The following is a 12869-nucleotide window of genomic DNA, read 5'->3' as shown; positions in this document are numbered from 1 at the left end:
GCTTTCATGCGTCGATTTAACTGAAGACAATGGTCGGTCTGGGCACACCGGCGGTACTCATCAACGACCACAGCTCTGAGGGTTGACTCCAACGTCAGCTATGCGGCTAGCCGCTCGGGCACCACTATTTCAGGAGTCGACCACTAGCGGCTAATAACTAATAACCGGCAACTGCTAGTTAAATTCGCCACCCGTGGAGCTCTGGCGCATCCTGATAGGACATCTTTACACGGTTACGAGGCTGCCAGTCTTGGTCACTGTGAGGCGAGTCGCCAAAGTACAACTTGAATTTGTGTGATCTAGACCGCAGTGTTTACATTTCAAAATATTTCCTTCGGGAACGAAGTCTTTCCCGTTATTCAGCCGTTGTATCGAATTCCATTACACAGAATGGCGTGCAGGCTTACTTCCGTGTGGTTGGCGCCTACGTCCCTGCAGTTGACGTGAGGGACTTTAATTCGTGCCTCGATGGAACAAGTTATGTTCCTCCCAATGCGGTGCTCTTTAGGACAGGGCTCCCTGAACTTGATATCGTTAGCCCAATGCTGCTTGCGCGCGGTACGCCGCTTTCTGTTGTAGATGGATAGCATGAGCCAAGGCATAGTAAGTAGTTACTTAATTTTGTAATCGATTCAAGATTGATACTAGCCTAACGCTTTATTGTCGATACAGTATACAAAAAGGAACAAGATGACATGGTCCCAACTTGCCTTTCGTTCTGGACAAACGCGCTGCATTCTGTCGTGAATTCATGCGATCAAGACAGGGCCATTTGTTACCCGACCTTTCCAACTTCTATTAAAGCTACTATGGTGGACTTATTGAACTTTGAGAGGCAAACTGGGCGCATCCTTCAAAAGTCTTGTCTGTTTGCATTCAGCTTGAATAGCGTGAGTATTTGACAAAATTGATGTTTATGAAAGTTCTGATTATTGACGACGATGCCTCCAACTGCAGATTGTTAGAAATATTGGTTCGTGCGGAAGGGCATATGCCATTGGTTGCTCGGGACGGAGAGAATGGAATAGAACTGGCCATCGCGGAGCAACCGAACATTGTTCTACTGGACTTGATGATGCCAGGACTGGATGGATTCGAAGTAATACGATGCCTCAAGAACCATGCCCAGACTACGTCTATTCCTATCGTCGTTGTCACGGCCCTATACGACGTCGCCGCGAGGCAGCGTATTGCATCGTGCGGTGCTGACGGTATCTTGGTAAAGCCAATTGATCGTTGGGAATTGTCCAAGCGACTGGCTGAATTCCTGCAAGCCCCTAAAGCATGATTTTTGTGGACTGCGGTAGGGTTCTACGGTTTTGAAAACATCAAAATGGGGAGTGTTTGCATGGAAACGGAGATGGGGAGAGTAGATCGCATCAACCGATTCCTGACTATGCTCAGTCGCGTCAATCGTGCCATTGTTCGTGCTGATTCTCCAGACCGTTTGTATCGTGACGTTTGCGATATTTCCGTTGAATCCAATCTATTTCAGTTTGCATGGATTGGTTTGGTCGATCCAACCTCTGGTCACTTCCGGCAAATGGCCCAGAGTGGTCACCTGCCTGGCAATCCTCACTCACCAGAAGTAATTGAATCCACCGCACAATATGTTCTCCAGAGGCAGGTACCCATCATCTGCAACGATCTGGAAAACGGAACGGGTCCACTGCCATGTCAAAAAGCCATGTTGGATGAAGGTTTCCTATCGATGGCGGGTTTGCCGCTGAAGGAGTTATCCAAGTTCATTGGCGTCTTCATGCTGTACTGCAGCGCACGCGATGTAGTCGATCCGGTGGTGTCCGATCTGTTGGATGAAGTCGCAGCCGATGTCTCCTTCTCGCTGGGTAATATGCGTGCTGACCAACAGCGCCTTGCTGGAGAGTCCAAGCTTTACTACCTTGCGTTCTATGATGCCCAAACAGGACTCCCGAACCGAGCGCTTCTGGATGTTAGGCTGCCCAATCTCGCTGCGATGGCCGATCGAAATGGTCGCCTGCTGACGATGGTCAACATTCGATTGAGACGCGTCGAACAGATCGTGCTGGCACTTGGCAGACTAGCGATGGACGAAGTTCTTCGCAGAATTGCATCTCGCCTGGACTCTCATCGTGGTCAAGATGGACTGGTAGTTCAACTAGCTCCAGACGAATTCGTCATCGTCACTCCAGAATTGCAAGACGGAACGACGCTGGAAGCCTTCGCACGCAAAGTGCGCGATGTGTTATCGCCTCCCTTCAAATCGGATGGCAAAGATGTGTATCTACAAATGGGCATCGGCGTTGTGGCTTACCCCTTGCACGAAAATGATTGGGGCAATTTGTTGCGCCGTGCCCAGGCCGCGACTGACCAATCCACGGAAGAAATAGGCTACCGGCTGTATTCGGCAGACCTTGATCGTGGTTTGGCGCAGCGCTTTCAAATGCTCACTGATTTGCATCGGGCGTTGGAGCAAAACGAATTTGTATTGCACTTTCAGCCGCAACTCAATTTAAGAACCGGCATCGTCGTTGGCGTGGAGGCTCTGCTGCGTTGGCAAAACCCCAAGCTGGGCTTGGTTGGACCGGCACAATTTATCCCCCTTCTGGAAGAGGCAGGACTCATGCCCAAGGTAGGAGCCTGGGTTCTGCGTATGGCATGCCAGCAGGCAAAGGCATGGCAACTGGCCGGCCATGCGCCCTTGCGCATGGCAGTCAATTTGTCGGCACAACAATTTCGCTCCCCTGATTTGATCGCAATTGTTAGAAGGACGTTGGAAGAGACACAATTGGACGCCGAGTTTCTGGAACTGGAACTAACAGAAAGTCTCATTCTGGAGAGCGCCGAGCAAACCATCTCCATGATGCACCAGTTGAAATCCCTAGGCATCACGCTGTCTTTAGACGACTTTGGAACGGGCTATTCATCACTTAGCTACTTGCAGCGCTATCCGGTCGATCGCATCAAAATAGACCAGTCTTTTGTACGCGATATGACTCAACACACTGGAAGCGCTGCTTTGGTTCGCAGCATCCTGGCGATGGCCGCCAGCCTAGGCTTGGAGACCATAGCCGAAGGCGTTGAAACAAAAGGGCAGCATGGATATTTGCGCAAGCAAATGTGCCAGGAGTCGCAGGGCTACTTGTACAGCCGCCCGGTACCACCGCAGGACATTGCGGCACTTCTCGTCAAGGGCGAATTTTTGCAGGCAGATGTCGATCCTCCAGCTGCGGAATCTGCACTGCTGATTGTGGATGACGAGCTTAACGTATTGGCAGCTATGCGCAGAATATTTCGCAGGGAGCGCTGGCCGACTCTCACGACCTCCAGCACCGTCGAAGCGTTTGAGTTGCTCGCTGCACACGAAGTCGGTGTCATCATCTCGGATCAGCGCATGCCTAGCATGACAGGGACCGACTTCTTGCATGCCGTCAAAGAGATGTATCCCGATACCATTCGACTACTGCTCACTGGTTACGCCGACTTTAGCACGGTCATCAATGCAGTAAACCGCGGTGATTTGTTCAAAGTATTGAGCAAACCGATAGGTGATGCTGAATTGCGAGAAAGCGTGCATGAGGCATTCCGTCGATTCAACATATTTTCTGAAAATCGCAGACTCCTAAAGCGCGTGGAGGTTCTGGAGCGAATGGCACCGGTGCTAGTACACCAGCATGACGTCGATTCACCATGATTCACATAGCTTTCCTCTGTGAACAACTCATGGTCCAAATGTTGACTACGTTTATATTCCGACCTAAATTGCCGGTACGGCACGCATGGGTGAATCAAACGACGTCAACTATCACCAAGACTCAGTTTGGCAAATCGATTCTCCAATTGGTCGTGGGTCTGGCACTACTTATGCTGGTGATTGCCGGATATCTTTGGAATTTCCGGAATTCAACAATACCAGCACCCATGGAGTCGTTGACTCTTGCAACCAATACTGTCTATGCCGGCAGCTGCCCCATTTTCGTAGCACAGGAAAACGGCTATTTCACTCAGCAAGGACTCCAAGTCAATATTCTGCCCTTTACCAATGGAAAAGATGCACTGGCCGCCACTCTACAGGGTAAGGCCCAATTGGGTGTTTCGGCGGATATTCCCGTGGTGTTCTCCGTAATGCGGGGGCAACCTGTTAGCATCGTTGCAACTATTTTCAGCACGACCAAGGACTATGGAATAGTTGGCCGACTGGACAGGAACGTCACTACGCCCGCTAGCTTACGGGGAAAGCGAATCGGAGCCACGTTGGGAACTTCCGGGCACTTTGTGCTAGACGCCTTTTTGAACCGACAGAAAATGTCAGCCAGCGACGTGACCTTGGTGGACCTCAAGCCGGAGGAACTCGGCGCAGCCCTGATCAAGGGTGATGTGGATGCGGTTTCCACCTGGGAGCCGTTTGTGGATGTAATCAAACAGCAGGCTGGCGCAAATGGTGCCAACTTTTCCACCGATGGTGTCTATAACGCCACCTACAACCTCAGCGGTACGCGTGAATACACCGTCGACCACAAGGAAACAATTAAAAAGGTCTTGCGCGCACTGATCAGCGGTGCACAGTTCTGCCAGAACATGCCAGAGTTGGCCCAGCGCATTACTGCCAAGGTCATGAAGATAGAAGCGACGAGTTTGAGGCCCTTGTGGCCCAGCTACCACTTCGACATCTCCCTTGACCAGAGCCTGTTACTTGCACTGGAGGATGAAAGTCGTTGGGTGATCAAGAACAAGCTAGTAGCACCCAGTGGCATGCCCAACTACCTTAACAACGTCGATTTGGACGGCATGCTTGCGGTTCAACCGGGCTCGGTAACGGTTATTCATTAGTTTCTTTATTACATTGAATGGAAGGGAGCGCTGGAATGCAAATTTCCACGCGACTGCAACTCGCTGGGCTATTGAGCACTGTTGTCATCGGCGGCGTCGGAATGGTTCTGTGGATAGCGACGCAACAAATCAGCCAAGAACTCGGAAAGAACGAGTCGGCAAGTCAGATCCTGCAAGCAGCCACTTCGGTACGCTACCTGACAATGGAATATGTGTTGCACCACGAAGAGCGTACCCGCGTCCAATGGCAATGGAGCCAAGCCTCGCTGCTCAAGCTGCTGTCAAGCGTCAAGGGGTTCAGCGACGATCAGGAACTGGCCTCCATCCAGACCTTGAACCGGGCCCAGGAAGGTGTCAGCGACCTATTTGGCCAATTGGTCGCCAACCAACAAGAGCGCCAGCTGGTCAAACAAAACAGCACTGTGCTGGATGAATTGGATTCTCGCCTGTCCGGTCAAATCGTCAATGAGACGCAGGCAATGATCGCCATTGCGCTGCGCTTGTCCGAGCGCAGCCGTATCGCCGTGCTCCAGGCCCAACAACGTGCTAGTCTAGCCGTGGCGACATCCGGCGGAGTGGTGCTGCTGGTCATTGGTGCAACCATATTGCTTCTCTTGCGCAGCGTGATTCGACCTCTGGTCAGTCTGCGCGATGGCATTGCGGTGGTGGGCGCCGGTAATCTCGGCCACAGGTTGAGTGTGACCGCGCGCGACGAAATTGGCGAACTGGCGCGCACCTTTGACGCCATGACCGCAAAGCTGCAAGGCACCACCGTCTCGCGCGATGAACTGGTGCAGTCGAACCACCAATTGCAGTTGGAGATTGCTGAGCGTCGACGCACCGAAGTTGCACTGCGGGAAAGCCAGGAGCGCAACATGGCGGTCGTAAGTACCGCACTTGACGGCATCATTTCGATAGACCATCAAGGGCAGCTCCTGGATTTCAATGCGGCCGCTGAACGCATTTTTGGCTACACGCGGCAGGCCGTTCTGGGCTCCGACATGGCAGACCTGCTCATACCGGCAACACTGCGTGAACGCCATCGCCAAGGAATGGCGCATTACATGGTCACGGGCATAGGACCGGTGCTGGGTCAACGCCAGGAACTTACGGCAATTCGTTCGGACGGCTCCGAGTTTCCCGTGGAATTGTCCATCACGCGCAGCGGCTCGGCGCATCCGCCTACCTTCACTGGCTTTGTGCGGGATATTAGCGAGCGCAGACAAAGCGAGCAGAAACTGCAGGCCCAACTGGGGCGGCTGAGCCTACTGCATCAGATCACCCGTGCCATCGGCGAACGGCAGGATCTGCCCAGTATATTCCAGGTAGTTGTGCGAAGCCTGGAGGAACAACTGCCCGTGGATTTCTGCTGCATGTGCCTGTATGAGCCCTCCAACAGCTGTCTGGTGGTTGTCAGCGTGGGGGTACGCAGCGGCGCATTGGCGCAGGAGCTCGCCATGACGAACCAAGCTCGTGTGGGCATCGATGAAAATGGCTTGTCACGCTGTGTTCAGGGGGAACTGGTTTACGAGCCCGACATCCTCAATGTGGCGTTTCCCTTTCCCCAGCGTTTGGCGCGCGGTGCTCTGCGCTCTCTCGTCATTGCACCTTTGCTGACGGAAAGCCGGGTGTTCGGTGTGCTGGTTTCTGCACGTCATGCGCCCAACGCCTTTAGCAGCGGCGAGTGCGAATTCCTGCTCCAACTCAGCGAGCATGTGGCGCTGGCTGCACACCAGTCGCAACTCTATGGGACGCTGCAGCAGGCATACGATGACCTGCGCCAGTCACAGCAGGCGATGATGCAGCAGGAACGTCTGGGCGCACTCGGGCAGATGGCCAGCGGCATAGCACATGACATCAACAATGCCATTTCACCGGTGGCCCTGTATACGGAGTCGCTGTTGCAAAACGAGCCCAACCTGAGCGTCCGCACACGCAAGTACCTGGAGACCATGCAGCGCTCCATAGAGGACGTTGCGCAAACTGTGGCACGCATGGGGGAGTTCTATCGGCAGCGCGAATCACAGCTCACGCTGGCGCCGGTACAGCTGAACGTGTTGCTGCAACACGTAACTGACCTGACGCGCGCACGCTGGAGTGATATGCCGCAACAGCGCGGCGTCGTTATCGAATTGAAGCAGGAGCTTGCGCCCGATCTACCTATGGTCATGGGGATAGAAAGTGAAATTCGCGAGGCACTGGTGAACCTCTTTTTCAATGCAGTGGATGCGATGCCTGGAGGCGGTACACTGACACTACGCACCAAGCTAGTAACCGACACCAATGCATTGCAATCGGTTCATCTTGAAGTTGTGGATACTGGTATGGGCATGGACGCAGATACACGCCAACGTTGCCTGGAGCCTTTTTTCACCACTAAAGGGGAACGCGGCACCGGCCTGGGGCTGGCCATGGTGTATGGCGTGATTGAGCGGCACAGCGCAGACATCGAAATTGAGAGCGCTCCCGGCCAGGGAACGACCATGAGACTGGTGTTTCCCATCCCCGTGACCATGGCCGAACCAAGCCCGGAACCGGCGCCTGGCGTAGTTCCATCACATATGCGCATCCTGCTGGTGGACGACGACCCCATGCTACTGAAGTCGTTGCAAGATGCCTTGGCCACTGACGGCCACCACGTCAGTACCAGCAATGGTGGTCAAGCGGGCATCGACGCCTTTCGCGCGGCTCAGCAAGTGGGACATCCGTTTTCCCTAGTGATCACTGACTTGGGCATGCCACACACCGATGGTCGCAAGGTGGCCGAGGTGGTAAAACACCTCTCCCCCATCACCCCGGTCATATTGCTGACGGGCTGGGGACGTCGCCTGTTGTCCAGTGGCGAGCTTCCTCCGTACGTGGACGTTGTACTCAGCAAACCACCAAAGTTGCGGGAACTGCGCGACGCCTTCGTGCAGTGCTGCACCTCAAACTCGAAGTAGATCAAAGCTGCAAGAGGGTACATGATGCAAGAAGTCTCCGAAGTCAATATTCTGGTTGTGGATGACGAACGTGCTCAGATGCAGGCGCTGTGCGACACCTTGAAGGATCAAGGGTTTCACACCATCGGCTTCAACAGCGGTCGCCTAGCCCTGGATGCCTTGCGCACGGGCCACTTCAGCCTGCTGTTGACGGATCTGATGATGCCAGAGCTGGATGGCATTGCGTTGCTGCAGGCGGCACAGCAGATCGACCCGCAACTGGTATGCATCATCATGACCGGTAATGGAACCATCACCACTGCAGTAGAAGCCATGCGCGTGGGAGCACTGGACTACATCCTCAAACCATTCAAGCTCAGTGCCATCTTGCCAGTTTTGACACGCGCCCTGGCAGTTCGCAAACTGCGCATAGAGAATGCGGCACTTACTCACAGCCTGCATGAGCACACTTTGGCACTGGAATCCGCCAATTCTGAGCTAGAGCGCGCACGACGAGCAAAGGACCATTTCATGGCCACAATGAGCCACGAACTTCGCACTCCCTTGAACGCAATTCTGGGTTTTGCAGAAATACTGCAGATGAAGCTCACCGGGCCTTTGAACCCGGAGCAGGAAGAGCATGTCGAGATCATTTGCTCCAGTGGCAAGCATCTGCTCTCTTTGATCAATGACCTGCTAGACCTCGCCCGCATCGAATCTGGAAAAATCGAACTGAATCCCGAACCGGTGATGTGCCAAGCACTGCTGAAGGAAGTTGCCGCCGCAATGCAAGTGCTGGCTGTTGGCAAAGGCCTTGTGCTAGATGTTCATGTCCCGACGTCAGAAGTCCGCCTCAACACGGACCGTCGAGCGCTGTTCCAGATCGTGATGAATCTGGCCAACAATGCCATTAAATACACACCCATGGGCTCTGTGACGCTGGATTTGAGCCAGACGGCTGACGGCAGCAACGCCGCAGTCTGCATCAGTGTGTCGGATACCGGTGTTGGCATCTCTGCCCAAGACCAGGCAAGGTTGTTTTCCGCATTTACACAAGTCGGTGAACACGGCAAGGGAACCGAAAGCACCGGACTGGGCCTGTACCTCTCTGGCGAACTCGCCAAGCTACTGGGCGGACGCATTACACTGAAAAGCGAAGTGGGATGCGGCAGCACCTTTACCTTGACGCTGCCTAATATGGCACATGGCCACGGTGTGTAACTCAGGACATCGAGGGAGCTAAGGTTAAGTTGCGATTCGATGTACGAGTGGCCACCGAAAAATGTCATCGACAGAAAGTTCGGACGGAGGGCACAGCAATGCAATTCGCAACTAAGTCATCGACGGTTCAGCTCCAATCGAATGACAGCTTGCTGGCGACGAAATATCGGATGCCTATGACCGCCATGGGCACACTGGCGCTGCTCGCCAGCAATCTGGCAAGCCAACTTGTACGGCACCTTCGGGCAAAGCTGATTCGGTGCCTCAGTCTCAGGAGTCGACCTGCGGCAGTCATTCAGTTCTTAGGTGCGTATGACCACTTCCCGCCCTACTCCGGTCATCCAAGGTGAACAAGAACCCTCATCATTCATTGGACCGAGCGGTTAGTGCTTGAACAATCGGAACGCTCGCCACAGCGCCAAGTCGTAGGCGATTTTCAACACTCCGCAGGCCACCAATGGAGCGGCAGCCCATCCCGACTGGAAGAGCCACCCTGCCAGCACCGGACTCAAGGCCGAAGCCAAACTGCGCGGCACCGCAGTGAAACTGGCAGCAGCAGCCCGTTCGTGGGGCTGAACGACCGACATCACGAAAGCACTGCGGGCAGGTACATCCATCGACGACACCAACGCACGAACCAGAAGCAAAACCAAGGCTAGCTCAAAGTAAGGTGCGAATGCAGCGCCGATTAGGCACAAACTTGCGGGGATGTGGGTAAAGACCATGGTGTTGACCAAGCCGATCCGCTTGGCTAGCTGGGGCGCGGCGAGCTGAGAAACTGCGCCAAGCAGCCCCGAGGCAAAAAAGAATGCTCCGGTTGCGGCCAGCGAAAGGCCAAACCGTTGAAATAGCCAAAGCGACAGCAGCGAATTGAGGACCAATCCACCCGCAAATGAGTCCACTGAGAACAATGCTGCCAACTTGATCACCACAATACGCGATTGATTAAGCGGCGCGGGCTTTTCGCCATGCGAATCGCCAGTGTTCGGAAGCTTCCCATATAGCCGCCAGACAGCCAGCCCGATGATTCCGTAGAGCATGAACATGCCACGCAATGCCAGAAGCCTCTCAACGCCAGTAGCAGCCACTACCCGGTCCGGAATTCCAGATGCCAGCGAACCAATGGCTGCGCACAGCGCTCCCGTGAGCGCGTACCGCGCAAACAAATCGGTTCTGGCCGCGGAATCGGACGCGGCAGCCAACCTAGCATGCTCCAAAGGGAGAAAAATACTCACGTCACCAGAGCTTGGATTGAGCGTGCCCACAAATGCCACTAGCAACATCGGCCAAAACGCTTGAATGGATGCAAAGCCCAACCCGGTAGCTACCATAAGCAGGGCCGCTGCAACCGTCAGAGCCTTGCCGGTCCAACGATGGCCCCAGGCTCCGATAGCAAGGGTCGCGCATGCCGATCCCAAAAGCGTCGCTGTAGCGATCGCGCCAACTTCAACGCCTCCAAATCCAATCGCCAGCAAATAGACAGGCAACAGCACGGCCACGAAGCCATCGGCAAAACCACGCAACGCGCGCGCGACAAATATTGGGGCGATGTCGACATCGGCCCCATGTGGAATCAGTTTCTTGAACAAATCGAGTGGTCCTTCAGGCCATTAGACCGTAGCGCGCATCATCACAGAAATCATTGGGGGGCAGTCCCTACGGATCAAACTCGCCAGTGCCATTTTGTGTCGCGTCAAGCACCGGTGCATGAAAATGTCGTGATGCAAGATTTGACCGCAACTTCGATGATCCCCAAACTGTGCAAGGGACTCAAGCGGCTGCACAGTCCACGAGAAGGTTGGTGTGCGCTCGTTGGAATGCAGCCCTCCCCTTGAGCTTTCGCCACCTGCCATGACCCAAATTCGAATCACTCACTCAACGGTCTATCACTACCGCAACGCTGTCAGTCAGAATCCGCATCGGCTGATGCTGCGTCCAAGAGAAAGTCGTGAACTGCAACTCACGTCGCACACCTTGAATGTGTCGCCCGACACGACGATAACGTGGGGTTCGAAAAACCGAGCTGACTGACTGGGTTTCGCGGCTAAGAACTGTGGCCACGATGATCCTCATCGATGTAGCCATGATAGTGATCATAGGTTATTGAATGAAAATGCCGTAGCATACGTTTCCAGTGGGTACCGTTGTTGTGAATGATGGCTTGCAGACAGGTACTCTGTTACTGCTATGTGCCCGACTGGGAAGCTTTTGGGCAGGTGGACAAGGGTCGCCAGCGCTTAAGTGATTCGCCGTCGAGGTTCAGCCAGATTAAGCGCGGAGCGTGACGTTTCGACGACGAACTTTACAAAGCGAAACAAAGTATCCGGCATAAATCAACCCGCCCAAAGAAAGCTGTTCACAATGGTTTGAATCCAGTCAACTACTGCAAGAGGCCCGTTATGCGCTTTGTATTGTCTGCAAACCGTCCAAATCGCAATACGGTCATGAGCCTATGGGCACTGGCCTTATCAACACTTGCAGCCTGTGGTGGCGGAAGCGGTACGTCAGATGCGCAGGATAGCGGCTCGACGGCGTCTGTTTCCGTGGCTGCTCAAGCCAGCCTAGGCAACCAGCTAGTTACGCCCAGTTTCCACCGCCTGCCGTTGGCAACAACTCCTAGCGATGAAGATGCCGACGGCAGCAATAGATCACTCACGCACAGCCCCGTCAACATTTACACTCCACAGGATTTGAAGGATCTCGGAACCAGAGGGGTTACCGATGAGGATGTTTCGCGCTTTCAGCGCGAGCACGGCCTGGGCAGCGGGCAGGGGGGCGCCACACCCAACAGCACGACTACCTCGTCGATTGTGTACACACCGGCCCAGATCCGAGCAGCCTACCAAATACCCAACTCAACAAACGCGAATTTAGGTGCGGGCCAGACTATCTACATTGTGGATGCCTATAGCCACCCAAAAGTCGTTCAGGATCTCACTTCCTTTAGCAAGCAGTTTGGCTTGCCAGTGTGCTCCCAGGCCTCGCTTTCCACTTCGGCAAGTACCCTGCCTGCAGCATCAACCAATTCTTGCCAAATCTATGTACTGAGCATCAATAGCCAAGGCAATATGACCGGTAACTCTCCGGCCTACAACGCTGGATGGGCACAGGAAATTGCGCTGGATACGCAATGGGCGCATGCTATCGCGCCTTTGGCCAGGATCGTTCTTATTCAAGCGCCTTCTGCGTCACTCAATGATCTGGGAAACGCCATCAAGCTTGCAAACAAGTTCGGCAAGGGTACTGTCTCCATGAGCTTCGCGGCGGCAGAAGCTTCTTGGGTTACGAACAGTGCGTATTCCTCATCGCTGTTTGGAACCGCGGGCATGGGGTACTTTGCCGCTACAGGGGATAGCGGCTACGCAGTTAACTGGCCGGCAATCGAGCCGGCCGTGACGGCAGTCGGTGGGACCTCCTTGAGCAGTTTCACCACGTCATCACGGCAAGAGAGTGTGTGGTCTGGCACGGGTGGGGGAGTCAGCAGCTATCTGGCAATGCCTGCGTACCAGAAGACGTACGCTTCCATTCCCGGAGACACGAGCTTTAGGGCCTCAGCAGATGTGTCCATGGTGGCTGATCCCTACACAGGTGTCTACGTTGCATTTACCGCTGCAACGTCATCTACAACGTATTGGTATGCCTTTGGTGGTACGAGCTTGAGTACTCCGATTTGGGCTGCATTGACAACTGTGGCGAACGCAAATCGTGCATTGTCGGGCAAGGCTACACTGGGAGATGCCCACAGCTTGCTCTACTCGACGCTGGCGTCTGGAAGCTACGTAACTTATTTCAACGATGTCGCCTCCGGTAGCAACGGAACGTGCACAGCCTGTTTTGCAAATGCGCTGTACGACGTTCCGACTGGCTTAGGAACGCCTAATTCCACGGCGATAGTCTCCGCCCTTGCTGCCTATTGAT

Annotated in this window: 7 protein-coding genes; 6 read left to right on the top strand and 1 reads right to left on the bottom strand. The window is 54.3% G+C overall.

The genetic code is table 11. The features are described from left to right. Nucleotides 1–916: 916 nt before the first annotated feature. From AAGF34_RS16520 to AAGF34_RS16500, 5 genes are all read left to right on the top strand, one after another. A complete protein-coding gene (locus AAGF34_RS16520; protein WP_342616810.1) occupies nucleotides 917–1288 on the top strand; it encodes a response regulator in 372 nt (123 codons plus the stop codon). Nucleotides 1289–1348: 60 nt separating this feature from the next. Further along, nucleotides 1349–3673 carry an EAL domain-containing protein gene (locus AAGF34_RS16515; RefSeq protein WP_342616809.1) on the top strand — a complete coding sequence of 775 codons (2325 nt, stop codon included), beginning with the start codon at nucleotides 1349–1351 and terminating at the stop codon, nucleotides 3671–3673. 170 nt (nucleotides 3674–3843) lie between these two features. Next, nucleotides 3844–4809, top strand: a complete 966-nt coding sequence (locus tag AAGF34_RS16510; RefSeq protein ID WP_342616808.1) for an NrtA/SsuA/CpmA family ABC transporter substrate-binding protein — start codon at nucleotides 3844–3846, stop codon at nucleotides 4807–4809. 35 nt (nucleotides 4810–4844) lie between these two features. Next, nucleotides 4845–7751, top strand: coding sequence for a PAS domain S-box protein (locus AAGF34_RS16505; RefSeq protein ID WP_342616807.1), 2907 nt, complete (start codon nucleotides 4845–4847; stop codon nucleotides 7749–7751). A gap of 24 nt (nucleotides 7752–7775) precedes the next feature. After that, nucleotides 7776–8951, top strand: a complete 1176-nt coding sequence (locus AAGF34_RS16500) for a hybrid sensor histidine kinase/response regulator (RefSeq protein ID WP_342616806.1) — start codon at nucleotides 7776–7778, stop codon at nucleotides 8949–8951. 383 nt (nucleotides 8952–9334) lie between these two features. On the opposite strand, the gene AAGF34_RS16495 is transcribed toward AAGF34_RS16500, so the two are convergent. Then, a complete protein-coding gene (locus AAGF34_RS16495) occupies nucleotides 9335–10540 on the bottom strand; it encodes an MFS transporter (RefSeq protein ID WP_342616805.1) in 1206 nt (401 codons plus the stop codon). An 810-nt stretch (nucleotides 10541–11350) separates the two neighbouring features. Between AAGF34_RS16495 and AAGF34_RS16490 the strand changes: the two genes are divergently transcribed. After that, nucleotides 11351–12868 (top strand): S53 family peptidase, encoded by a 1518-nt coding sequence (locus AAGF34_RS16490; RefSeq protein WP_342616804.1) that lies wholly within the window; start codon nucleotides 11351–11353, stop codon nucleotides 12866–12868. The last annotated feature ends 1 nt before the right edge of the window (nucleotide 12869 follow it).

The sequence above is a fragment of the Rhodoferax sp. GW822-FHT02A01 genome (genome assembly GCF_038784515.1).
Lineage (GTDB): Bacteria > Pseudomonadota > Gammaproteobacteria > Burkholderiales > Burkholderiaceae_C > Allorhodoferax.
The sequence above is the reverse complement of the archived record's forward strand: the minus strand, read 5'-3'. Positions and strand labels throughout refer to the sequence as shown.

Bases quoted from the DNA above. Each gene is read 5' to 3' on its own strand.
- AAGF34_RS16520 (WP_342616810.1), top strand. From the start codon at position 917: ATGAAAGTTCTGATTATTGACGACGATGCCTCCAACTGCAGATTGTTA.
- AAGF34_RS16515 (WP_342616809.1), top strand. From the start codon at position 1,349: ATGGAAACGGAGATGGGGAGAGTAGATCGCATCAACCGATTCCTGACT.
- AAGF34_RS16510 (WP_342616808.1), top strand. From the start codon at position 3,844: ATGCTGGTGATTGCCGGATATCTTTGGAATTTCCGGAATTCAACAATA.
- AAGF34_RS16505 (WP_342616807.1), top strand. From the start codon at position 4,845: ATGCAAATTTCCACGCGACTGCAACTCGCTGGGCTATTGAGCACTGTT.
- AAGF34_RS16500 (WP_342616806.1), top strand. From the start codon at position 7,776: ATGCAAGAAGTCTCCGAAGTCAATATTCTGGTTGTGGATGACGAACGT.
- AAGF34_RS16490 (WP_342616804.1), top strand. From the start codon at position 11,351: ATGCGCTTTGTATTGTCTGCAAACCGTCCAAATCGCAATACGGTCATG.